Raw genomic sequence first — 23,995 nt, forward strand, 5'->3', positions numbered from 1 at the left:
GTGGCGGCCGGCCAGACGCACTACTACAGCGTGAACGACGGTGGCGCGCAGGGCGGCAACTACGCGAACGACGGCGCGACCGGCGCGGATGCGCTGGCGGCGGGCGTCGGCGCGTCGGCGGCGGGTGCGTCCGGCGTGGCGATCGGCAGCGGTGCGTCGGCGTCGACGACCGGTACCGTGTCGATCGGCCAGAACGCGGGCGCGAACGCGACCAGCGTGTCGGACGTGAACATCGGCAACGACGCGGGCGCGAATGCGGCCGGCGGACAGAACACGGCGATCGGCCCGGGCGCGGGGAACGGTGTCAACGGCACGCTGAACACGAGCATCGGCAGCCTGAGCGGCGAAAGCGTGCAGGGCAATTACAACAGCAACATCGGCAGTCAGGCCGGTGCGCTGACGGTCGGCAATGCGAACGCGAACTTCGGGCTCAACGCGGGCGTCCAGGTGACGGGCAACACCAACGTGGGGATCGGCGCGGCGGCGGGCGCGGGCGTGACCGGCAACGGCAACGTGTCGATCGGCGCGGGGGCGAACGCGGCGTCCTACAGCGTGGACGCGACCACCGGCCAGGTCACGTCGACGGGCACGGCGGGCCTTGCCGTGAGCAACACGGTTGCGCTTGGCACCGGCGCGATAGCGAACAACAACGGCGACGTTGCGCTCGGCGCCGGCTCGACGACCGCCGCCGCCAATCCGACCAGCGGCGCCACCATCACGACCGCGTCCGGCGGGCAACTCACGCTGTCCGGTTTTGCCGGCGCGAATCCGACCAGCGTGGTGTCGGTCGGCGCGCCGGGTGCGGAGCGGCAGATCACCAACGTGGCGGCGGGGCGCGTCACGGCGACGTCGACCGATGCGGTCAACGGCAGTCAGCTCTATGCCGTTGCCAGCGAGGTGGATACGGCCGTGAACGGCGGCGGCATCAAATACTTCCATGCGAATTCGACCGCGGCCGATTCGAACGCGGTGGGTACCGACAGCATCGCGGTCGGCCCGACCGCGACCGCCAACGGCGATTCGTCCATCGCGGAAGGCTCGGGCGCCGTGGCGGGCGTCAGCGGCAATCAGGCGGTGTCGGGCGACGTCGCGCTCGGCAGCGGCGCACAGGCGACGGGCGGCAACTCGCTCGCGCTGGGCAACGGCGCCAGCGTCGCGACGCTCGGCGGCGTGGCACTGGGCGCGGGGTCGGTAGCCGACCGTGCGGCCGGTACCTATGTCGATCCGATCAGCGGAAGCAGTTTCACGACGACGCTGGGTGCGGTGTCCGTCGGGGCATCGGGCGCATTGCGACAGATCACGAACGTCGCGCCCGGCACGCAACTGACCGATGCGGTCAATCTGGGCCAGCTCGAGAGTGCAATCAGCACGCTGGACCAGACGATCAACAGCCTGCCCGCCCAGACGGTCGTACCGTCGACGGGGGGCGATCAGACCTGGATCACCGGCAACCCGACGACGTTCACGCCGCCTTCGGCAAGCGGCCAGAACGCGACTGCCGCCGGTAGCGGTTCGGTCGCGTCCGGCAGCGGCAGCACCGCCCTGGGCGATCATGCCACCGCGAGCGGAGCGAACTCGGTCGCCCTTGGCGCGAATTCGGTCGCGACGGCGGCGAACACCGTGTCGGTTGGCTCGGTCGGCAACGAGCGCACGATCAGCAATCTTGCGCCGGGCGTGAACGGCACCGATGCGGTCAACGTGAACCAGTTGAACAGCGGGGTTTCGAATGCCGTCGCGCAAGCGAACCAGTACACGAACCAGCAGATCGAAGGGCTGAAGAACGACATGAACAGCGGCGTCGCGGCCGCGATGGCCGTCGCGGGCCTGCCTCAGCCGACCGGGCCGGGCAAGAGCATGGTCGCGGTCGCGGGTTCGACGTGGCAGGGGCAGCAAGGGCTCGCGCTCGGCGTCTCGACCGTGTCGGAAAACGGCAAGTGGATCTACAAGGGTGCGCTGACGACGAGTAGCCGCGGAGGCACCGGCGCGGTGCTTGGCGCGGGTTATCAATGGTGAGCCCGCGGTGCGGCGGCTGCGCGACCGCGCCGCCGCCGCGTCCGTGGCGCGGATGACGTGCGCGATGCTGCGCAACGGAATGGCGAGATGAGGGGGGCAACATGAATTCATACGTCGAGATGCTGCAACAGTTCAACCGGCTCAAGCAGGAGATCGAGAGCGCGAGGACGCGCGAGATGCGCCGTTTCCTCGGCGAGCTGATCGATCTGCTCGACAGGAACGGCATCAGCCTGAGCGACCTCATCGAATATCGCGCGGCCACCGGGCATAGGGTACGGCCGGCGATACCGCCGAAATACATGGATCCCGCGACGGGCCGGACCTGGACCGGCCGGGGCCGCGAGCCGCAATGGATTCGCGGCAAGGATCGCAGCGTGTTCCTGATCGACCGGGACGACGAGCGCGCGCCCTGACGGGCGACGGCGGGACGACGTGTGCCGCGCCAAAGTGCCTTTGGCGCGGCATCGCAATCCGGCAGCATGAAGCGTGGCGGCGCAGGCCGGCCAGACTGGCGCACAGCCGGCACTTGATGACAAATCCTCACTATGTAGTTCCGATAATTCGTTTGCTGCACGGGTATTGGCTACCCACAATTCCTTCACCTCTTTAGCGGTGCAAGGTTCTTCGGAGACGGAACCGCGGTGATTGATCGACCGGCCGGTCCGGCGCCTTCGTCGAAGGTGCCCGGTGACGGACGCGATCCGCCGCACGCAGGAGGTCGCCGACGCGCGGCAGCCGCGCGTTGCATCCCGACCCACACAAGAAGGACTGCCATGATGTTCCGCATTCGTTCGATTTCCGGCGTCGCATTGACCGCCGCGATCCTCGCGTTCCAGGCCGGCGCGGCCCATGCCCAGGAGACGGTCGTCAAGGTCGGCGTGGCCGGCCCGCTGACGGGCGGCGGCGCCGCGTACGGCAAGGACATCGAGAACGGCGTGCGCATGGCCGTCGACGAGGCGAATGCCGCGCATACGACGGTGGGCGGCAAGCCCGTGAAGTTCGTCGTCGCGTCGCAGGACGACCAGAGCGATCCGCGCACCGGCGTGCAGGCCGCGCAACAATTGGCCGATGCGCAGGTGGCCGTCGTGATCGGCCACTTCAACTCGGGCACGACGCTGCCCGCATCGAAGATCTACGCGAAGGCCGGCATTCCGATGATCACGCCGTCGGCGACCAATCCCGACATCACGCGCGCCGGGCTCGGCACCGTGTACCGCGTGATCGCGACGGACACGCAGAACGCCGGCAACGCGGGCGCGTATGCGGCGAGCGTCACCAAGGCGAAGCGCATCGCGATCATCGACGATCGCACCGCGTTCGGCCAGGGCGAAGCGGACGAATTCGAGAAGGCCGTGAAGGCGAACGGCGGCACGATCGTCACGCGCGAATTCACGAACGACAAGGCCGTCGATTTCAGCGCGCAGCTCACGAAGATCAAGAGCACGAATGCCGATCTCGTGTTCTTCGGCGGCCTCGACGCCCAGGCCGCGATGCTCGTGAAGCGCATGCGCCAGCTCGGCATCCGCGCGCAGTTCCTCGCGGGCGGCGGCGTGATGAACGCGAACTTCATCCGGCTGGCCGGCAACGCGGCGGAAGGCGCGGCCGTGTGGGAGTACGGGCAGCCGCTGTCGCGGCTCGCGAAGGGCAAGCAATTCGAAACGAAATTCAAGCAGAAGTACGGCGTCGACATGCTCGCGTATGCGCCGTTCGCGTACGACGCGACGTGGATCGCGATCAATGCGATGCAGAAGGCGAACTCGACGAAGCCGGCCGATTTCAACGGCGCGCTGAAGGGCACGCGCTACGACGGCATCACGGGCACGATCGCGTTCACGAGCACGGGCGACCTGAAGAACCCGAGCTCGACGTTGTACGAAGTGAAGAACGCCGCGTGGCAGCCCGTCACGACGAAATCGGCGGACTGAACGCAACGCGCGCGCGGGCTTTCGCTGCGATGCCGGACGTGCTGAAATGCCATTGGCGGTCCGGCGCGATCGCGGCGCCCGCCGGCCCGGCCGACGGGCCGGCCTGCCCGCGCGACGCGGCATGAACAACCCACGGGCGCGGCCGGCCGGCTGCGCCCTTCATGTGCAACTGGAGTCAGTCGTGAGTTCTCAAGTCGTCATCGTCGGCGGTGGTGTGATCGGCAGCTCGATCGCCTATTTCCTGCGCGCCACCGATCCCACGGTTTCCGTGACCGTCATCGAGCGCGATCCCAGCTATGCGAAATCGTCGTCGGCGTTGTCGGCCGCGTCGATCCGCCAGCAGTTCTCGACGCCGCTGTCGATCCAGATGTCGCTGTTCGGCATCGATTTCCTGCGCACGATCGGCGAACGGCTCGAAGTGGACGGCAACCGGCCGTCGATCGATCTGCACGAAGGCGGCTACCTGTTCCTCGCGACGCCGGCCGGCGAGGCGACGCTGCAGGAGAATCATGCGCTGCAGACGCGCCTCGGCGCCGATATCCGGCTGATGGATCGCGATGCGCTGCGCGCGAAGTTTCCGTGGCTGAACGTCGACGATCTCGTGTCGGGCGCCTATGGCGTGAGCGGCGAGGGGTGGTTCGACGGCTACGGGCTCGTGCAGGCGCTGCGCAAGAAGGCGCAGGCGCTGGGCGCGCGCTACGTGGCGGCGGATGTGACGGGCGTCGAGCGCGACGGTCGCAAGGTGACGCAGGTGGTCACGCACGACGGCGAGCGCCATGCGTGCGACACGCTCGTCAACGCGGCCGGTGCGTGGACGCGCACGCTGTCGGCGATGATGGGCATCGACATTCCCGTGCATGCGCGGCGCCGCAGCATCTTCAACGTGTCGTCGCCGGCGAAGCTCGCGGATTGTCCGCTGCTGATCGACCCGACGGGCGTGTATTTCCGGCCGGAAGGGCGGACGTATATCTGCGGGATGTCGCCGAGCGCCGACCGCGACCCGGACGACCTGCCGCTCGACGAAGTCGATCACGAACTGTTCGACGAGGTGATCTGGCCGACGCTCGCGCATCGCGTGCCGGAATTCGAGGCGCTGCGCGTGCAGAACTGCTGGTCCGGATACTACGAATACAACGTGTTCGACCACAACGCGATCATCGGGTATCACCCGGAACTCGACAACGTGGTGTTCGCGAACGGCTACAGCGGCCACGGGCTGCAGCAAGGGCCGGCGACGGGGCGCGGCGTCAGCGAACTCATCCTGGGCGGGCGTTACGACACGCTCGACCTGTCGACGCTCGGCTGGGCGCGCGTGCTGGAAAACCGCCCGATCGTCGAAAAGAACGTCGTGTAGCGCGGCGTAGCCCGCCCGCCGTGGAGCGGGCGGGATTCTCCTTGTGTCTCGACTCATTGGCCCGACTGTGTCGGGCTTTTTTTGTGGGTGCGCCCGGCTGTCGGGCCGGCTACCTGTCAGATCGAGTCCCGGCGAATACAGATGACTGCCGCCGGGATTCGGTGTCCGCGGCAGAGTGATGTGCTATTCGTCATCCCCTCATCCTGCGCGATCACCTCCAGCAACATGACAGTGCCGCACGGTGCACCACCGACGGCAGCGCGACTGTCTTGCTGATTCGTGACTGCGCACGTCACTTCTTGCTCTGCACGAAGGTGCTGCCGTTGTAGCGATACTGACGCGTCACGTGCGCGGTCTCGTCGATGAAAGACCAGTTGATCTTGAATCCGAGCGGATCGTCAAGCCACTCGATCGCTAGCCAGGGCGATCGATTGTTGACGTAGGTATCGAGCGACACGGTGTGCAAGCAGCTTTGCACGGGCATCGAATATCTCGGCACTGCGGCATTCCCGTCGATCTGGAGTGCATACAGGGTGCTTTCCTCCCCCGCGCCGCAATATCCCGTCGGATTGTTGCTCGACGACTGACTGACGACAACCAGCACGATCTCCTTTCCGTCGACGACCTTCGAGTCCGCCGACGGAAAGCCGATGCTCGATGCGGAAGAGACAGCCCGACGCAGTGCAGTCGGTAACTTCACCGTGATCGAGCGGTGATGGGCAATGTCGACCTCGATCAGTCGCTTCCCATCCTCATCCTGCTGCAGGTGGCGCCCATTTGACAGTCGAATCGAGGTGGGCGCCTCTTCGTCTGCAAGAACGTTCGCCGTACCGGCGAGGGCGACGGAAATGACACAACATTTAACGACCGAAGATATGATCGACATAGCAGATTCCGGAATACATCCATCGATGGTCTTTGCCCTGACCGCCCTTCATTTTCTTGTATTCGTCCTTATCGCGGTCGTGTAGTTCCGCTTCGGTTTTCCCGATGTTCGTCGGATCTTTCATGTCCCAGCCAATGTTGCCTGTCTGGGTGTCGCACTGTATGTCGCGACGTTCAAGCGTCTGCGTTTTCGTGTTGGCCTTGTAGTAGCTCCCCCCATTCCAGCGAGTGAAGGTCTCGCGCCTCAATTGCTCTTCGGTGTAGGGCACCCCGTCGAAGCTGGCAATCGCTGCCTTTTGCTTCAACTGCCATAGCGCGACACCGGCCTTGATATTCTCCTTCCAGTTCCAGACTTGCTCATAGCTGGGTGCGGGATTCGTCATCTGCGTTATCCCGTAGCCCCTGTCGCCGGCAACTACCGGTTCGTTGTCGGCGTTGATGAAGTTCTTGAAGCGGCTCTCTTGCTCGAGGATCAGATCGAATCCAGCAGTATTCGGAATCGCCTTAAGGTAGTTCAGGACATCGTCTTTCGCAGGATTCTTTCCAAGAATGAAGACGGTTCGTCGAAAATCAGTCGTACCCGCCTTCACTTCGACGGACAGCTTCCCGCCGATGATCTTGTCGTTCAGCTTTGCGTCCCAGGTCGTGTCGTTGCTCGTGAATGAGCCGGTCTCCGAGAACGACCTGACCTTCTTCCCTCGCTTGGCCGACTCGCGCAACGAACTGACCTGGGCGTCCCACACGATGCTCCATTTCCATTGGTAAGGTGGTGGATCATTCGTCTCGATCTCGAACGTGACGGAAGGGAACCGAGTAGTCTCGTCGATATAGAACTTGTCCCCGGTCTTCGGGTGGACCCATTCGCCGATGTCGCTCTGAATAACGGCCTTCACCAGCGATTTTTGATCGGTACCGGTCGTCGACGCATGTTTTACGTGCCGCGTCACGGTCTTACGTTTCTTCGTCGCTGTCATCGTCGACCTCCTTGTAGACGGTGAGAGAAAGGGATTCAGGTTGATCGGTGTAGACGTGCCGAGTGAATCCATCTGCATCGCTGTAACCGCTCCACTTCTTGCCCGACTCGCTTTCGATCTCGTAGTGTGTGTGCGGCAGGACGGTCGTGCCGTCGTCGTCGACCAGGTGGAACTGCTCGTGATACCGCGGGGCATCGCCCGCATGGGGCAGGCCGGGAAGCGCGTAGCCTTGCGCGGTCGGCCCGTCGAAGCTGTGCGTCGTACCCTTGATGTCGATCCTGCCTGGCGCATGGATCTGGACGTCGCCATTCGCGATCCGGATGTAGGCGCCACCCGACGTAAGGAGGAGTTCCTGATCGGCCGCGACTTCGACCTTGGCCGTTGTCGAAAGCACCTTCACCGATTTCCGGGCGATCAACTCGATGTTGTCCGAGTGGGCCTGCAGTTCGATCTTGCCGCGCCCGGCGAACAGTTTCATGCCGGCGCCCCGGACAAAGATGCTCAGTTTGTTGGCGACACTTGCGAGAAGCGACTTCCCGATCGCCAGATGCGTGTTCCGGCCACTGACGATGTTGACGTGTTGCTCGGCCGACAGGTGAGCAGTTTCGTTCGTGGAAAGCGCGATGTCCGATGGGCTGCCGAACAACATCACGGGCTTTCTGAAGGCGTTTGCCGCTCCGGTTCCACCCCCGGCTGTTCGTCCGCCCGCGACGGCCGCGGTGGCCGAATCCTGCGTTGCGTCGGATAGCAGCTTCAGCGCATCGTATCCGGCCTGCAGGCCCTCGGCGTCATGTGCGATGCTCGCGTCGGATAGTGATTCGAGCAAGCTTTCGGCGCGTACCAATTGCTGTTGCGTCTCGCGAGCGTCGAGCGGTTGGCTGTCGGGTGCTTTCGAATACGTGGTGACGTATAGTCCGCGATTCGCGCGAACGGCGCCGTAAGTGTCTGTCCGCAGGTCGAATCCGCTTCCCAGGTAGTCGCCCCGCGCATTGCCGGTTTGCTGGATGAGGTAACCGAGATGGAGCACGGAGTTTCCTTGGCTACTGAACAACTGCACACGGTTCTGTCCGGTCGAGTCGTCCATCACCATCTGGTTGTACCCTGTTCCGGAAAACTCTTTCGACCGGTAGCCCGAAAGCAGGCCGTTCGTGTGCCACTGCGGCTTCGCTGCACCGTTGTAAACGCGTGCGATTGCGATCGGTCGGTCACAGTCGCCTCCGACGTAGTCGATCAAGACCTCTTCTCCAATTCGCGGCGGATGAACGGAGCCATACCCGCTGCCGGCATCGGACTGCGCGACCCGGACCCAACACGAAGCGCTCTCGTTGCCGTCGTTCACACGGTCCCAGATGAATCGCACCTTGATGCGGTTCAACACGTCGGTGTAGACCTCTTCGTTCTTCGGGCCGACTACCACGGCAGTCTCAAGGTGTGTCGTCGGCTTGATGTGTTCGAACGGACTACGAAACGGGACGGTGGTCCGCTGTGCTTCGATCTCGACTTGATAGGCCCCCGTCGATCCGTCGATATCCGACGACACATGCGACGCGCTGCTCAGGTCGTCTATCCCGGAATCGGCGATCAACTGGTCGAGGCTATGGGGTATTCGTGCCGACGATCGCGTGATCGGCAGGTTGTTTCGAATGGTCCATCGCACCGCAATCGTGACGAATTCACGCTGCTCGAGCGAGTTGCCGTCGTGATCGGGATGGGCATTCAATGTGAAACGTTTGCCCGCGTCGGCCGCGCGCCAACCGCCAATGCCGAAAAAACGCTTCGACCGGGATTCCCATTCTTCGATGCGAGTCTTCGACAGGGTGTCGCCGCGCTCCTGTGAGAGAAAGGTGTAGGCGCCCGTGTACTGATAGACCTCTGCCTGATCAGGCAACTCACCCTGATTGGGCATCGTCGGCCATGACGTTCCCTTTGAATTGAACGCGCCCGCCGGGTTCTTGTAGTCGAACGTGCGCGTGGTCAGCGACGTGCTCTGCAATGTACGCGTGCCGCTCCATTGCGTCAGTGCGTCTGATGCAAGCGTCGTTCCGGCACTGGAGAAGTCGAGCGGCAGCGCTTCGTCGAGCGCGGTCAGGCGGTCTGTAATGATGAGTCGATGCGCCTTGCCGTCACTGTCGTGTTTCCAGTAGCCATATAGCCCTTCAGACTCCAGAAGCCGGTGAACGAAATTCCAATCGCTCTCGTTCTGGCGGCAGAATGAGAGCGAAGGAAGAGAGCGGGAAAGATGAAACTCGTAGAGGCCGCGCGCTTGTGGATGCGCATTGAACACGTCCGTAACGATTGCATCGGCGGGTTGGTCCTGCCAGATTTTCTGATCACGACGAAAGCGCAGGAAATGCATCCATGAGGCCATCGTTATCTGATGAAATGTCAGCCCGCCATCGGCACCCAGGCGCCGCGCCGTATGCACATAGCCGTGGTGTGGTGCATACGATCCGTTGCGCTGCTGAATCCAGAGGGTAGCGGGTTGCGCGATAAGTTTCTTGAGTTCGATGCTCGAGCTTGTCGTTGCGACGTCGACAACAAACTCGAAATCGCGCCCGAGCCGCGATTCCCCAATCGTCTGGTGGGGAAGCAGAACGTTGCCACCCAACGACGTGTCCAGCTTGAGAAGACGGTCTTGCTGAATCAGCCCGCCTCGAAAAATCTGCATCAGATTGCGAGTATCCATCTGCATACCTTTCTATATTCATTCATAGGCGTGCGAACTAGTGATGACGCATTGCCATTTGGCGGGATTGTACAGAATGAAAATTTTAACGAATCTCAAAAAACAGCAATGGCGATACGGAACTCTACGTGATCCTATTTGTTAGTCACGGTGATGGAGACGGAGACGTAAAAAGGACTGGTCAGTTGGACAGCTGGTATGCGACGTGATGATCGATCGCGCTTCTATAACTGCCGGATGACTTGCTTCGAGTTTGTTTAACGAATGAGCGTCGATACACGCGCTTCTTCGTCCGGGGCAGAAACTGCCCCTTGCTTTGGTCTGGCACACCGAAGGACACAAGCTGCGTGGTGGGGGATGTTCGCGAGGCACGCTGGAGCGGCCTGCTGCTTCGTGAGACAGACGGTTACGCCACGTCGAACAATGCGCGGGAAGATGCTTGCGCTAGCGGGTAGCGTGAAAGATGTTGCTTCAGGGCGAAATGCCGACGGATCGGGCCGAAGCAGGAGAAGACGGCATGAATGCGCTTCGCGGCGTGGAAGCTGCATTTGCGTTGCTCGACCTCGACCTGCTTGGCGAAGCCGACGCAGAACGAGTCGCATTCGAGACGAAGCGTTTCGTGGCTCGCCATGACGCCGCGCCCGAACGGGGCGGCCGGGATGTCGCGCACGCGGGGGCGGAGGCGGTCATGCCGGTACGCGGCGCAACTTTTGCAGCCGGAAATCCAGCGGCGCGCCCGGTGTGTCCAGTGAACCGCCGTACGCGGAACGACACATACGGCGGCATGACAGGGGACGGGTGCAACCCCATCCCCTAATCGATCGCGTGCTACCCGACGCCGTAAACCGCGTCGCGCAGATCGACCGTGTACTGACCGTTCATCCCTTCATAAAGCGTGTTCGACAGCGACACGACGGTGAGCCCGCGTGCGCGGTCGACGAACCACGAGTGGCCGTAGACGCCGCCCCAGCGCCAGGTGCCCGGCGACTCGGGCGACGCCGCCGCGAGCGGGTCGTGCAGCACGGAAAAGCCGATCCCGAAGCCCGTGCCGGGCCGGTCCGGCAACGCGAGCGTGCCGGTCTGCACGCGGCCCATCTCGTCCACCAGCTCGGGCGGCAGCACGGCGCCGCCGCCCGCGCGCAGCGTATCCAGCACGTTCAGCACATCGCCGGCGGTGCCGACCATTCCGGCGCCGCCCGACGCGAACGCATGCGCATCGAGCGCGCGCGCCGGCGAGTACGTCACGCCGACGGTGCCATCGAAGATGGGCACGGTTTCGTTCTCGGCGAGCCGGTGCGGCTGCGGCGTATCGTTGACGTAGGGCGTCGCGAGCCGCGCGGGATCGCGTGCGACGAATGCCGTGTCGCGGATGCCGAGCGGCCGGAGCACCAGCGTATCGACCGCGTCGGCCAGCGGCAGCCGGCAGACGGCCTCGATCAGCGCGCCGGCGACGTCCATCGCCAGCGAATAGTTCCAGCCGGTGCCGGGCGCGAACAGCAGCGGCACGCTCGCGATCCGGCGCAGGTTTTCGCCGAGCGTGATCGACGCGCCGTCGAGCCCGTCGGAGACGCCCGCGCGCGCACGGGGGCCGTTGGCGTCGGCTTCCGCGAAGCGATAGCCGAGGCCGGCGGTATGCGTGAGCAGGTGACGCACCGTGATCGCCGGCACGCGGCCGTCCGGCAGCGCGGGACGGAATTCGGGCAGCCAGCGGGTGACGTCGTCGTCGAGCGACAGCCGGCGCTGCGCGACGAGCGCCATGGCCGCTGCCGAGACGATCGGCTTGGTCACCGACGCGAGCCGGAACAGCGTGTCCTCGCGCATCGGCGTGCGCGCCTCACGGTCGGCGAACCCGGCCGCGCGGCGATACACGAGCTCGCCGTCGCGGGCGATCAGGACGACCGCGCCGACCAGGCGCCGCGTTTCGAGTTGACGGGACAGGACCGCATCGACGCGCTCGGCGAGTGCGGGATCGGGCGACGGCTGAAGTGACGATGCTCGGTTCGGGGTCATCGAGGACTCTGTCGTGAAAGGGCGAGCCGACATGTTAGGCGTCGCATGCCGGCCGCGCCATTAATCCATACGTGGAACAGGGCTACGTGCGCGGCGCCCGCCCGGAAGGCGCTCCGCGACGCATGCGAAGGGCGGCGGGCAAAATATGCCCAAGCGGCGCGCGGCGTTCGTTAGAATCTGCTTTCGTCGAAGAAACAACGCCATTGCATTGGTGCAGAGCAGTATCGCGTCACGGACACTGCTCATCCTGATTCCATCGTTCATCTTTCACCGGAGGCGAGCATGCCAGGTTTACTTCCCGATGTTGACCGCGAGGGGCTCCTCGAATACTCGGTGGTGTACACCGATCGCTCGGTCAATCATATGTCGCAGCGCTTCCAGGGCGTCATGCGCGACATCTCCGGCACGCTGAAAGACGTCTATCACGCGAAGTCGGTCGCGATCGTCCCGGGCAGCGGGACGTTCGGCATGGAAGCCGTGGCGCGGCAGTTCGCGACGAACCGGAAGTGCCTGGTGATCCGCAACGGCTGGTTCAGCTATCGCTGGTCGCAGATCTTCGACATGGGCGGCATTCCGTCCGAAACGATCGTGCTGAAGGCGCGCCCGGTCGAAGCGGGGCGGCAGGCCGCCTATGCGCCGGCGCCGATCGACGAAGTGGTGGCCGCGATCCGCGAGCACAAGCCGGATCTGGTCTTTGCGCCGCACGTCGAAACCGCGTCCGGGATGATGCTGCCCGATGGCTATCTGCGCGCGGTGTCCGACGCCGTGCACGCGGTCGGCGGGATGTTCGTGCTCGACTGCATCGCGTCCGGCACGGTCTGGGTCGACATGCAGGCCAGCGGCGTCGATATCCTGATCAGCGCGCCGCAGAAGGGCTGGAGTGCGTCGCCGTGCTGCGCGATGGTCATGCTCGGCGCGCTCGCCCGCGAGCGGATCGACGCGACGACCAGCACGAGCTTCGCCTGCGATCTGCGCAAGTGGCTGCAGATCATGGAGGCGTACGAGAACGGCGGGTTCGCGTACCACGCGACGATGCCCACGGACAGCCTCACCACGTTGCGCGACGTGATGAAGGAAACCGGGGCCTACGGTTTCGACAAGGTGAAGGCGGAGCAGCTCGAACTCGGCGCGCGCATTCGCGCGCTGCTGGCCGCCAAGGGGTTCCGGAGCGTGGCGGCCGAAGGTTTCGAGGCGCCGGGCGTCGTGGTCAGCTACACGGACGACGACGGCATCCGGTCCGGGAAGAAGTTCGCCGACGTCGGCCTGCAGATCGCGGCCGGCGTTCCGCTGCAATGCGACGAGCCCGACGATTTCAAGACCTTCCGCCTCGGGTTGTTCGGCCTGGACAAGCTGCATGACGTCGACGGCGCGGTCGCCCGGTTCTCCGACGCGCTGGACCGGATTCTGTAGGCCGGTTCGCGGGCCCGGTGCGCGGGCGGCGCGCGCCGGCGGCCCGCCGCGTCGCTGCGTCGCCGCTGGCGCGGCCCTCTCGATCCATCCATCGACACCGTCAACCGGAAGGGTTTGCATGGAATACGTCGTTCGACGGGAAGTCCCGTCGGTGTCCGATTACATCGGAATTCGTCTTGCCGCGGGCTTGAGCAGGAAGTCGGAGCAGGCCGCGACGATCGGCCTGAAGAACGGGCTTTTCAGCGTCGTGGCTTACCTCGGCAGCGTGCCGGTCGGCATCGGCCGGGTGATCGGCGACGGCGGGTGTTTCTTCGAGATCGTGGATATCGCGGTATTGCCGGCGCACCAGAAGAAGGGCGTGGGCGACCTGATCATGCGGGCGCTCATGCGCTACGTTCACGAGAACGCGCCGCCGACCGCCTATGTCAGCCTGATGGCGGATCACGGCACGCCGACGTTCTACGAACGCTACGGTTTTCAGCCTTCGCTGCTGCCGGAGAAGGCGGGGATGTTCCTGCGCATCGCGTAACGCACGGGGCGCGCACGCCCCGGCATGTCCGCCCCGGCAAGAGACGAGGAATGGCAATGAAGGTCGAAGGGCGCGGCCGCGCCGGCGCGACCGGGCGTCACGCGGCAACCGGCGCGCGGCATGCGGGCGTCGGGCCCGTCGCAAAGAGCACCGACCCGCGTGACTACCAGGACGCGCCGGGGATCGCGGCCGTCATGCCGAAAGTGTTTCTCGACGGTTTTGTCGTCGACGTGCATCGGCATGCGCGCGCGCAGCTCGTCTATACGACGACGGGCATCGCCGAAGTTATCGTCGGTCAGTCGCTGTGGATGATCCCGCCTCGTCGCGCGCTCTGGATTCCGCCCGATCTTCCGCATGCGATGCGCGCGCGCGGGCAGCTCGAGATGCGCACCGCGTACGTCGATCCGCGAGCGTACCGGTCGGCGCATCCGGATCGGCCGGCACTGGTCAACGTATCGTCGCTGCTGCATGAATTGATCGTGCGCGCGTCGTCGTTCCCGATCGAGATCCGCCCCGACGGACGCGACGATCTCGTGATCCGGCTCATGCTCGCCGAGATCGCGTGGTCCCCCGAGCAGCCGTTGCCGCTTCCGTCCGGCCAGGATCGGCGTCTTGCCCGGGTCTGCGACGCGATCCTCGCGGATCCGGCCGATCCGCGCACGCTGACGGAATGGGCCCGCGAAGTCGGGGCGTCGAGCCGCACGCTGGCCCGGCTGTTCAACGCGGAAACCGGGCTGTCGTTCAGCCAGTGGCGGCAGCAGGCCCGGATCTCGGCCGCGCGCCCGTTGCTGGCGTCGGGGCGCTCCGTGATCGCGGTCGCGGCCGAGCTGGGCTATGAAACCACGAGCGCATTCTCGACCGTGTTTCGCCGATGCGCCGGCATGACGCCCAGCGCTTACGCGAAACTGTCCGATTCCGCGTAGCAAACGTCCTTCCAGCCCACGCGGGCGGCGGCAGGCGCGCTTATCGTGTCGGTCATCGATACCACCGACCGAAAGAGGTAAGCCGACATGACACGACACGACATCGAATTCCCGTCCGAAGCCGCCACGCTGCGCGGCTGGTTCTACGCGCCGGCGCGGCGCGCCGATACGGAAACGTATCCCGCCATCGTGATGGCGCACGGCTTCTCGGGCGTGAAGGAGCAGTATCTGGACCGCTACGCCGAGGTGTTCGCCGCCGGCGGCTTCGGCGTGCTGCTCTACGATCACCGGAACTTCGGCTCGAGCGACGGGCATCCGCGGCAGGAGATCGACCCGGTGCAGCAGAAGCGCGGCTATCGCGATGCGATCAGCTATCTGCTGACCCGCCCGGACGTCGACGCCGCACGCATCGGCATCTGGGGCACCAGCTACAGCGGCGGCCACGTGCTCGAAGTCGCCGCCGTCGATCGCCGCGTCAAATGCGTGGTGTCGCAGGTGCCGACGATCAGTGGGTATCAGTCGGCGCTGCGCCGCACGCGTGCCGATCTGGTGCCCGCGACGCTGGCCCGCTTCGAGGAAGATCGCCGGCAGCGGTTCGCGGGCGGACAGCCGGCGATGCTGCCGGCTGTCAGTGCCGATCCGACGGCGGCCTGCGCGATGGCCGGCGCGGATGCGTACCGGTTCTTCGTCGAGTCGGCGGCGCGGTGCGCGCCGAACTGGCGAAACGAGGTGACGTTGCGCAGCGCCGAGATGTCCCGCGAGAACGAGCCGGGCCAGTACGTCGAGCGCATTTCACCGACCCCGTTGCTGATGATCGTGGCCGACCAGGATCTGCTGACGCCCACCGATCTTTGCCTCAAGGCGTGGGAAAACGCGCTGGAACCGAAGCGCCTGCTGCAGATCAAGGGCGGGCATTTCACGCCGTATATCGAGCACTTCGACACGACCAGCCGGGCGGCGCTGGCGTGGTTCAGCCTGCATCTGTCGGACGCGCGCTGACCGGCCCGTCGCGGCGCTCGCGGTGCCGGCCGCTGGCAGGAACGGCGCCGCCGGCTGTTTCCAAAGGCGCTGGCAGGTGGGGACCGAAGCGGCGGCGGCCGCCAGCCGATGCCGACCGGCCGGCCCGAAGCGCCGCCGGCGAGCGGCCCGCCGGGCCGTTGCACGGGCGGACGGGCGACGTGCGGGCGTTTCACGCGAACGGCGGCCGCCGATGCGTCGTCATATGAAGTAATAGCTGTAATCCCGCCTGAAATCTTCCATCCGGCGACTCGGGCTAGACTGGGCTCGCCTTGATCCCCCCCAAGGTGTTGTGTTTTCTTGGCTGGGCCCGCGCTCGTCGACCTGTCGGCGCGGGCCGATTTTTCGGGCGGGCGCCGGCGGCCGCAGAACGATCGCCGAGCGGATGCACCTTGTGGAGGAACCCCAGCGTGACAGCACGCCCGACAGTCCGCGATGCCGGTTCGCTCGTGCGGATCGCCGCGTTGAGCGCGGCGACGGCAGCCGCAACCATGTTTGTCATGCCGGCGGCGTTCGCGCAAGCCAGCGAGCCCGTGACCAGCAGCGTATTCGTGCACCGGTCTTACGATACGGGCAACAGCGCGATCAACGACAACTTCCAGTACATCACCCATCCGCCCGTCCGTCCGGTCGCCGCGAGCGCACCCACGGTCACGCATGGCGGGCACCGCGGCCGCCGCGGACAGACGGGCGCCACGAACACGGCGAGCACGTCGGGGAGCGGGACGGACAGCGCGGCGATTCCGCTGCCGGCCCTGCCCGCGCAAGCGCCGTCCGGTGCGCCGGTGACGCAGTAAGCGATTCTTTCCGCATTTTTCCCGGCAGGATGCGGCGGCCGACCGGTCGCCACATCCTGCGAGGTCATCGGGTGTCGCCGGGATCACGGCGGCATCGGTCAGCGCGGTGTGCGCGCTCGATGAGGGGGAGCGGGATTCTCTTGGTATCTCGCTCGTTGGCCCGACCGTGTCGGGCCTTTTTTTTGCCGGCGGGCGGGCGTGCCGTCGACGGCCGCGTGTGGCAACATCGCGGTGATTTCCTCTTTCCCATTTCACGTCGGGGTGCCGGCGGGCCCCTCCCTTCGCGGGAGCGGCCCGGGGCGATGCGTGCCGTCGCGCGGCGCCGCTTCAGGGCAGCGGTTCGGCATCGCGAGCCACCCCGTCGGCAATCGATACCACGATTCAGGAACCAGGCCATGTTCGCGTTTCCGGTCAATCCGCGCGATCTGTTCGACGAGCGGCGCATCCAGTTCGTACGCTGGGGGATTCCGCGTGCGACGATCGCGCGCGTCGAGCAGCGCGTCACGGACAACTGGCATGACGGCCCCGGAGGATGGACCCGCGAATGGTCGCGGGAGGCCGCCGCCGCGCAGGCGGACAACCGCTGGCTGCTGGCGGCGATGCTTTACGGCGCCGCGCGGTTTCCGGTGGTCTGTACGCCGGCCCGGCAGGAAGCATTGCGCAACCAGGTGCAATGCTTCCTGCGCGCGTCGGCAAGCTTCCCCGTGCATTTCGAGCGCATCGAGGTGCGTCACGACGACGACGGCGGCGCCGTCCGGTTCCCCGCGCATGTCTACCAGCCCCGGCAGCGCGGGGAATATCCGGTCGTATGCCTGACGGGCGGCGTCGATACCGGAAAGATGGAACTGCATCGCCTCGCGCTCGTGCTTGCCCTGTACGGGCGCTTGACGGTGGTGGCGATCGACATGCCGGGAACGGGGGAGACGGATACGCCGCTGCAACCGGACAGCGACCGGCTGTATCGCACGGTCCTGTCGCGATTCGGCGGGCGGCGCAAGAAGGCGATCGTCGGCGTGAGCTTCGGCGGGCACTGGGCCGCCAAGCTGGCGCTGCGCAACGAGGTGGATGCCGCGATCGACTGGGGCGGCCCGATCGGCGCCGCGCATCGCGACGCCGGCGCGCTGGCGCAGTTGCCGAACGGCATGACGGGCATCGTCGCGAACGCGGCGCGCCTGCCGGGGTTGCCCGACGTCGCGGCCATGGAGCGCTTTCTGGGCCGGTTCTCGCTGAGGAACCAGGGATGGCTCGACGGTGCCGACTGCGCACCGCTGCTGGCGGTCAACGGCGATTGCGATCCGTACATCCCCGGTGAGGACGTGCGGGTTTTCAGCGCCTATCCGTCGGCCCGGGTCTGGTTGCTGCGCGGCCTCGGGCATTGCGCGGCCGAGGCTTCGATGCGGGTGGTGCCGGGCATGCTGGCATGGCTGCGCGCAACCCTGTACGGGCATGGCGTCGGCAACCGGGCCGCGTTGCGCCTGGCGGAATGGGTATTGCCTGCCCGAGCGGATATCCCGCAGGCGCGTTCGCGCGATCCGGTCGCCGCCACGGACATCCGCTGATTTCCTGTCGATCGGCATGTCGGCGATTTTTCCGCTCGGGGCCGGGCGCTGGTCGCGCGTCGTCGCGCTGGCGTTCGTCGCTGCTGATTGCCGATGGGAGCCACTGCGACCGTCGCCGGATTCAAACCCGTCGCGCGGGGGTGCCGCGTCGCAGGCACGCGATCGCGCATGGCTCGCGCCGCGTCCGTGCGGGTAACATGCGGCCCGGAACAATGCATCGTGTGCGAAGCGCTGCCGGGCGCGGCGTGTCCATGCGCGGATCGCGGCGGCGGCGAAGCGAACGGGCATGACGGCGATGTACGTGGATCGCCACGCCAACAACGAGTCGAAAAGGTTGCATGGAAGAATGAAGCGAGATCGCGGCAACACGATGCGCGCCGGCAGCGGCGCCGGAATGTCCCCCTTGCCGGGCCTGTCCGTCCTGTTGTGGGCGGCGTTGGCGTTCCCGCTGGCGTGTCACGGTCAGGCCCGGAGCGAAGCGCCGGTTCCGCAGGACATCACGCCGGCGAGCTCCCGATACAAGACGGAGATCTTCAATTTCGTCGACCCGGACGGGGATCAATACGGGACGGCGATCGGCCGGACGGTATCGGCCGCGTTCGACGATTTTCTGCGTCAGGCCGGCCAGGGTTCGCCCGCGCTGCGCGCACGCCTGCTGAGCGGCCCCGCGACGGAGGGCGCGCTGTGGAAAGTCGGGGCGTCGCGCGAGTGGCTTTATCACGCCTGCCAGGCGCACCAGTGCGGCGTGACGAACGTTGCACTGCTTTACGACGAAGAGTCGCACCGCACGGCCGGACGGCTGGTCAACCGCTGCGTGCCCGTGTGGATCGGCAACCCGAGCGGCGCGGAGCGGGCATTGATCGAGCAGGCCTACCCCGTGAGGATCGACACGGACGACGCCAGGATCTTTTGCAGGAAGTCGTGATCCGCGAGCCGGCGGCGGCGGGCGGGTTTCCCTTCACCGATACGCATCAACGGAGAGACGAACCATGGTTTCGAAAAGCATCCGCCGCGCAACGGAAGAGGACGTGCCGGTGCTCACCGCGATACGCAACGATGCGCATGCGAAGAAGGTGACGTACGGCGACCATGCATGGGGCAGGGAAGGGGACGGATTTTCCGAGGCCTGGGTGCGGAACAACGTCCGCGAGAAGGACGTGTATGTCGTCGAGCTGGACGGCACGCCGGTCGGCACGTTTTCGCTCGGCTTCGGCGAGGACCGGCACTGGGGGCCGCAGGAGCCGATCGCCGGTTACGTACACGGGCTGAGCGTGCGACGCGGTTGCAACGGGCAGGGGCTCGGCGGCTTCATGCTCGACTGGTGCGCGCGGCAGATCGGCGCGTCGAACCGGCACTGGGTGAGGCTCGACTGCGCCGCCGCGAACACGACGCTGTGCGCGTTCTACGAGTCGCTGGGTTTCGTCCGCGCGGGACTGAAGACGGACGGCGAAGTCTGGGCGCTGTACGAGCGACCGGTCGGCCCGCTGCCGTCCGGCACGCAGGCGGGTCGCTAGCCGCCGCGCGGCTGCCCGGCGGGCGGCCGTGCATGCGTCGTTGCCGGCGGGGCGGCGCGAGCGCGCGGAATGCGGCGGTCGAGACTGCGTTCATGCGGCCGGGGCCGCCCCCCGTCGATTTCGCTTGCACCTGACGTTACGTCAGCTTTTAAGGTCGATACCGACGACCGGGAAAACCATGCGACTGAAGATCGGCGATCTGGCGAAGAAGGCGGGATTGAGCGTGCGGGCGCTGCATCACTACGATGCGATCGGGCTGCTGTCGCCGTCGCTGCGCAGCGACGGCGGCGCGCGCCTGTATGGGCGCGACGACCTGATCCGGCTGCACCGGATCGAGGCGCTGAAACGGTTCGGGTACGCGCTTCCGGACATCAAGGCCAGCCTCGACGGGCACCTGGCCGGCTCGCCGCTCGAGCTTCTGCGGCGCCAGATCGCGGCACTCGACGCGCAGGCAGCGCGTGCGCAGCGCCTCGGTCGTCACCTCCGATACCTCGTGGACATGATCGTCGCCGGCGGCGAGACCACGGAGACCGACTGGCTGAACGCCCTGGAGCTGATGAACATGATTCAGAAACATCTCGACGATGACGAACTCGATGCGCTGCTGGCATCCGGGCCGGACACGATCGCGCCGACGGACCCGACATGGGCCGCGCTGGTCGACGAGGTCCGCGCGGCCGGGCAGCAGGCGCTGCCGCCCGACAGCGAGGCCGCCCAGGCGCTGGCGTGGCGCTGGGTCCGGCTCGTGGTCAGCATGACCCGCAACGACCCGACGCTTGCAACCAAGCTGATGGCGATGCAGCTTGGCGAGCCGCGCGCGCGGCAGATCGTCGGCATCACGGCGGAGATGCTCGAGTGGATCGACGCGGCGTTCACGCATGCGCGCTGCGCGCTGCTCGCGAAGTACCTCGATCCGGCGCAGGCCGACGAGGTGCGGCGGCGCCAGTTCGCGAGCGCGGAGCGGCGCGCGTGGCCGGCGCTGGTGGTGGAACTGCGGGCGTTGATGGACGCGGACGTCGACGTCGCCGCGGCGCCGGTGCAGGCCGTCGTCAAGCGTTGGGAGCAGCTGTTTGTCGACAGCTTCTGCGGCGACGACGCGGCGCTGGAAGCGCGCGTGCGCGACGCGATGATGCGCGAACCGGACCTGCAACTTGGCCTGGGCCTGGACGACGCGTTGCTGGCCTATCTGAACAGGGCGCATCTCGTCGGCCACGGCGCCACGCCGGTCAATGCCGGACCCAAGCCGAGCGCGTTGCTGGTGGCCACGCAGCGCGCCGCGCACCAGTTGCTCGACCGGCCGCTGGTGCTCGACGATCCGGTGGCGCTGACCGTCCTCGGCGCGGCCGAGGTGCAGGCGTTGCATGACAACCTCGACAAGTTCCGCCAGCCGATGACCGTGGGCTTGCGCAGCACGGTGGTCGTGCGCAGCCGGCTGGCCGACGATGTGTGGGCCGATGCGCTCGGGCGCGGCGTCCGCCAGTACGTGGTGCTCGGCGCGGGGCTCGATACGAGCGCGTTCCGGCATCCCGATGCGCCGGGGCGGGTCTTCGAGGTCGACCTCCCGGCGACGCAGGCATGGAAGCAGGCCCGCCTGCGCGATGCGGGGATGGCGCCGCCGCCGTCGCTGCGTTTCGTACCGGTCGACTTCGAGCGCGTCGGCCTCGCGGAAGGCCTGGCGCGTGCCGGCTTCGATGCCGACGCCCCGGCCGTGTTCAGCTGGCTCGGCGTGACGATGTACCTCGACGAGGCCGCGGTGATCGACACGCTGCGCTTCATCGCCGGCTGCGCGAAAGGCAGCGCGGTGCTGTTCGAATACGTGATGCCGCTCGCGAACCTGCCGCCGCTCATGCGCATCACGATGGAGCAGATGACGGCGCGCCTGGCCGCGCACGGCGAGCCGTGGAAGAGTTTCTTCGAACCCGACGCGCTGGCCGTGCGGCTCGCGGCGCTCGGCTTCAGCCACAGCAGCACGTGGACGCCGGATGCATTGAACCGGCGCTATCTCGCGAACCGTGCCGACGGGCTGCGTATCGGCGCGTCCCCCGCGCGCCTGACGCTGGCCACCGTCTGACGGCGCCTGCCCGCGCGCCTGGCCATGACCGGCCGCCGCCGATCGTTCGACAGGCGCGGCCGGATCATCGACAATCTGCCGATTTCAAGAAACGAGAGAAGGGGGCAGGTGCATGCGTGGGTACATCAAGGCGCTCGGGGCGATCCTCGGCATTTCCATCATCGGGCTCACCGGTGGTCGAGCCGTGGCCGGCGAAACGACCTTCCCGCGTTTCACGCAGGCGGAGGGGCGGCAGGATAGCGACGGGCTCCCGCTGTCCGGCGTGAAACTCTGCGTGCTGCCCGACCGTGCGCCGTGCTTCGTGATGCCGGCCGCGCCCGTGCCGAATTCCCCGAAGGAGCTTTACCAGTTCGGGTTGATGCCGCGCTCGGAACGCTTGCCGATCGCGTCGGGCGGCGCGTGGGTGTTCTTCTCGGGGATGTTCTCGGGCGGCGGCAGCTCGATGCTGGAGCGCGTGGCGATCCTGCGCTACGGCGCGAACGGCAAGTTCGAGAACCTGATGCCCGAGGTGACCCAAACCGAGATGGCCGACCGCGCGATGTGGAACGTGCCGGACGTGTCGCCGTATCCGCTGTTCGTGCGGGCGGACTTCGAGTGGGCCGACAACGAGAGTCACTTCGACAAGCACCTGTTCGTCGTCGACGCATGGGCGTTCGATCCCGCCACCGGTCGGTACGCGAAGCGGTTTTCGTACCGGACGACGCGGCGCTACGACCGCGGCGAGGGCTCGGATCACGTGCTGAGCGCCGAGCGCGCGGAAATCATGCGGCGCCTCGCCGCGAGCAAGTAGCCTGACACGGATGCGCCGGGTATGCGCCGGGGCGCGCGAGCGCCGCCGGCGGGCCCGAGCGGTCATTCATACGCAGGTGTCCGACGGCAGCCGGCTGTCGCGGCGGCAACGTCGGCCGGCCGCGAGCCGCCGCCGTCACCGTACGTCGATCAACGCGGTGCGGGTCACGCCGGGAACGCTGTCGGCGATATAGCGAACGGTTTCCTGCCCCTTGAAGCTCGCGTCGGGCGTGTAGAAAACCTGGGTGCCGTGAACCATCTGCCCGGCGCATCGCGAGTCGTGCCCGATCTCGTAGTCGCCTTCCCGGATGTCGAGATTCCCGTGCAGCGGTTGCTGCACCACGGTGACCTGCGGCGTGAAGCGCGCGACGCACGCCTTCGACCACGATCCGTGAGAGCTCAGCAGGACGGGTGTGCCGGGCGAAGTCGACCGGTGATAATCGGCGGCGCCGACCGGGGCGCCGGATGCGTTGCCGGTGCTCGCGGATTCCGTCTTGTGCGTTTCCAGCGAGCGCCGCGCCAGTTGCACGCGCGCAGGCTCCCGAACCCCTAGCGCTGCCCATCCCCGTAAGTCTCCCGGCAGACCTCGCGCAACGCGTCGACCAGCAGATCCCGCGCCGGCGCATGCGAACCGGCGGCGCGGGTAAACAGCGCGATGGGCGGGAGCGTCCAGACGAGCGAGTAAGGCACGATCGCCACGCCGGCGATCCGCACCAGTTCTTCCGCGATATCGGCGGGCACGATCGACACGGCCTCGTCGCTCGACGCGATCATCTCGCCGATCAGTTTCGACGAGTAGCTTTCGACGATCGGAACGGGCGGCGCGATGCCGGCCGACAGGAACAGGTCGGCCACCTGCTCGCGCATCGGCGTATGCGGCGCGCCGAGAATCCAGTCGAGCGCGTGCAGCTTGTGCCAGTCGAGCGGCGTGCGGGCCAGCTTCGCGGCCAGGCGCCGGCTCGCGATCATGCGCGGCTGCTGCCGGTACAGCACCTCGAACGACGCCTGGCCCGGATCGATCACCGCCGACGCCCGCCCGATCACGATGTCGACGCCGTGGTCCTTCAGCTGCAGCAGGAGCTGATCGCTGGTGCCTTCGTGAATCGTCACGGTCAGGCGCCGCTCCATGCGCGCCTGCAGGCGCTTGAGCGCCGCCGACAGCATCTGGCCGGAAATGAACGGAATCACGCCGATGTGCAGGTGGGCCGCATGCCCGGCGGCGACGGCCTCCATCTCGCGGGCGAGGTGGTCGAGATCCTCGAGCATCGCCTGCGCCCGCTCGAGCACGACCGCGCCGAGCGCGGTGGGCCGCATGCCGCGCGACGAGCGCTCGAACAGCGGCGTGCCGAACATGCTCTCCAGCTCCGACAGCGCGTTCGTCACGGCCGGCTGGCTGCTGGCCATGTGCTCGGCGACGCGCGTCAGCGACCCGTGCTGGCGGATCTGCAGCAACAGCACCAGATGCCGCATCTTCAGGCGCGCGCCCAGCCGCCTGACCACGTCGGTTGCGTCAAAATTCATTGACTGGTCATGCACTCA

The 23,995-nt window shown here is 66.5% G+C and carries 21 protein-coding genes; 14 read left to right on the forward strand and 7 right to left on the reverse strand.

Translation table 11 applies throughout. The annotated features are described in order from the left end of the window. The 4 genes from GQ57_RS33370 to GQ57_RS33390 all read left to right on the forward strand — a co-directional run. Window positions 1-2,013, forward strand: a 2,013-nt coding sequence (locus tag GQ57_RS33370) for a YadA family autotransporter adhesin (protein WP_034200094.1), incomplete at its 5' end; no start/stop codon positions are given. Window positions 2,014-2,114: 101 nt separating this feature from the next. Next, the gene (locus GQ57_RS33375; protein ID WP_031398388.1) at window positions 2,115-2,426 is read left to right on the forward strand and encodes an H-NS histone family protein; all 312 of its coding nucleotides are present in this window, start codon (window positions 2,115-2,117) and stop codon (window positions 2,424-2,426) included. Window positions 2,427-2,786: 360 nt separating this feature from the next. Continuing rightward, a complete protein-coding gene (locus GQ57_RS33380) occupies window positions 2,787-3,938 on the forward strand; it encodes a branched-chain amino acid ABC transporter substrate-binding protein (protein ID WP_031398387.1) in 1,152 nt (383 codons plus the stop codon). A 181-nt stretch (window positions 3,939-4,119) separates the two neighbouring features. Further along, window positions 4,120-5,292 (forward strand): NAD(P)/FAD-dependent oxidoreductase, encoded by a 1,173-nt coding sequence (locus GQ57_RS33390; RefSeq protein ID WP_034200096.1) that lies wholly within the window; start codon window positions 4,120-4,122, stop codon window positions 5,290-5,292. Between the two features lie 292 nt (window positions 5,293-5,584). Here GQ57_RS33390 and GQ57_RS33395 read toward each other — a convergent pair whose 3' ends face one another. The 5 genes from GQ57_RS33395 to GQ57_RS33415 all read right to left on the reverse strand — a co-directional run bounded on the left by GQ57_RS33395 (window position 5,585) and on the right by GQ57_RS33415 (window position 11,847). Next, window positions 5,585-6,178, reverse strand: coding sequence for a hypothetical protein (locus tag GQ57_RS33395; protein ID WP_152601710.1), 594 nt, complete (start codon window positions 6,176-6,178; stop codon window positions 5,585-5,587). Continuing rightward, window positions 6,153-7,151, reverse strand: a complete 999-nt coding sequence (locus GQ57_RS33400; RefSeq protein WP_034200097.1) for a hypothetical protein — start codon at window positions 7,149-7,151, stop codon at window positions 6,153-6,155. Before GQ57_RS33400 ends, GQ57_RS33395 begins: the two co-directional genes overlap by 26 nt. Then, window positions 7,129-9,837: a type VI secretion system Vgr family protein gene (locus GQ57_RS33405; protein WP_034200113.1), complete on the reverse strand. Its 2,709-nt coding sequence runs from the start codon at window positions 9,835-9,837 to the stop codon at window positions 7,129-7,131. Before GQ57_RS33405 ends, GQ57_RS33400 begins: the two co-directional genes overlap by 23 nt. A 406-nt stretch (window positions 9,838-10,243) precedes the next feature. After that, the gene (locus GQ57_RS33410) at window positions 10,244-10,507 is read right to left on the reverse strand and encodes a hypothetical protein (protein WP_152601709.1); all 264 of its coding nucleotides are present in this window, start codon (window positions 10,505-10,507) and stop codon (window positions 10,244-10,246) included. Between the two features lie 158 nt (window positions 10,508-10,665). Next, window positions 10,666-11,847: a serine hydrolase domain-containing protein gene (locus GQ57_RS33415; protein ID WP_034200098.1), complete on the reverse strand. Its 1,182-nt coding sequence runs from the start codon at window positions 11,845-11,847 to the stop codon at window positions 10,666-10,668. 282 nt (window positions 11,848-12,129) lie between these two features. On the opposite strand from GQ57_RS33415, the gene GQ57_RS33420 reads away from it, so the two are divergent. From GQ57_RS33420 to GQ57_RS33465, 10 genes are all read left to right on the forward strand, one after another. Then, window positions 12,130-13,257 carry an aminotransferase class V-fold PLP-dependent enzyme gene (locus tag GQ57_RS33420; protein ID WP_034200099.1) on the forward strand — a complete coding sequence of 376 codons (1,128 nt, stop codon included), beginning with the start codon at window positions 12,130-12,132 and terminating at the stop codon, window positions 13,255-13,257. Then, window positions 13,202-13,786, forward strand: a complete 585-nt coding sequence (locus tag GQ57_RS33425; protein ID WP_235215172.1) for a GNAT family N-acetyltransferase — start codon at window positions 13,202-13,204, stop codon at window positions 13,784-13,786. The genes GQ57_RS33420 and GQ57_RS33425 overlap by 56 nt, the downstream gene beginning before the upstream one ends. Before the next feature lie 50 nt (window positions 13,787-13,836). Further along, window positions 13,837-14,709 carry an AraC family transcriptional regulator gene (locus GQ57_RS33430; protein WP_235215173.1) on the forward strand — a complete coding sequence of 291 codons (873 nt, stop codon included), beginning with the start codon at window positions 13,837-13,839 and terminating at the stop codon, window positions 14,707-14,709. An 87-nt stretch (window positions 14,710-14,796) separates the two neighbouring features. Next, window positions 14,797-15,708, forward strand: a complete 912-nt coding sequence (locus tag GQ57_RS33435) for an alpha/beta hydrolase (RefSeq protein ID WP_031398376.1) — start codon at window positions 14,797-14,799, stop codon at window positions 15,706-15,708. Window positions 15,709-16,136: 428 nt separating this feature from the next. Further along, window positions 16,137-16,523, forward strand: a complete 387-nt coding sequence (locus GQ57_RS43195) for a hypothetical protein (RefSeq protein WP_160257581.1) — start codon at window positions 16,137-16,139, stop codon at window positions 16,521-16,523. A 395-nt stretch (window positions 16,524-16,918) separates the two neighbouring features. Then, window positions 16,919-18,082: an alpha/beta fold hydrolase gene (locus GQ57_RS43200; RefSeq protein WP_052001568.1), complete on the forward strand. Its 1,164-nt coding sequence runs from the start codon at window positions 16,919-16,921 to the stop codon at window positions 18,080-18,082. A gap of 346 nt (window positions 18,083-18,428) precedes the next feature. Next, window positions 18,429-19,007, forward strand: coding sequence for a hypothetical protein (locus GQ57_RS38390; protein ID WP_152603424.1), 579 nt, complete (start codon window positions 18,429-18,431; stop codon window positions 19,005-19,007). Between the two features lie 64 nt (window positions 19,008-19,071). Further along, window positions 19,072-19,596, forward strand: a complete 525-nt coding sequence (locus GQ57_RS33455; protein ID WP_052001570.1) for a GNAT family N-acetyltransferase — start codon at window positions 19,072-19,074, stop codon at window positions 19,594-19,596. A gap of 178 nt (window positions 19,597-19,774) precedes the next feature. Next, entirely contained in the window at window positions 19,775-21,667 is a 1,893-nt protein-coding gene (locus GQ57_RS33460; RefSeq protein WP_034200101.1) for an SAM-dependent methyltransferase, read from the forward strand. Window positions 21,668-21,779: 112 nt separating this feature from the next. Continuing rightward, a complete protein-coding gene (locus GQ57_RS33465) occupies window positions 21,780-22,457 on the forward strand; it encodes a hypothetical protein (RefSeq protein WP_034200102.1) in 678 nt (225 codons plus the stop codon). Between the two features lie 135 nt (window positions 22,458-22,592). On the opposite strand, the gene GQ57_RS33470 is transcribed toward GQ57_RS33465, so the two are convergent. Together GQ57_RS33470 and GQ57_RS33475 are read right to left on the reverse strand one after the other, a co-directional pair. Then, complete coding sequence (locus GQ57_RS33470) at window positions 22,593-22,985, reverse strand: hypothetical protein (protein WP_034200103.1); 393 nt, start codon at window positions 22,983-22,985, stop codon at window positions 22,593-22,595. Between the two features lie 20 nt (window positions 22,986-23,005). Beyond that, entirely contained in the window at window positions 23,006-23,977 is a 972-nt protein-coding gene (locus GQ57_RS33475; RefSeq protein WP_034200104.1) for a LysR substrate-binding domain-containing protein, read from the reverse strand. Between the last annotated feature and the right edge of the window lie 18 nt (window positions 23,978-23,995).

The sequence above is a fragment of the Burkholderia sp. MSh2 genome (assembly GCF_000731655.1).
Classification (GTDB): Bacteria; Pseudomonadota; Gammaproteobacteria; order Burkholderiales; family Burkholderiaceae; genus Burkholderia; species Burkholderia paludis.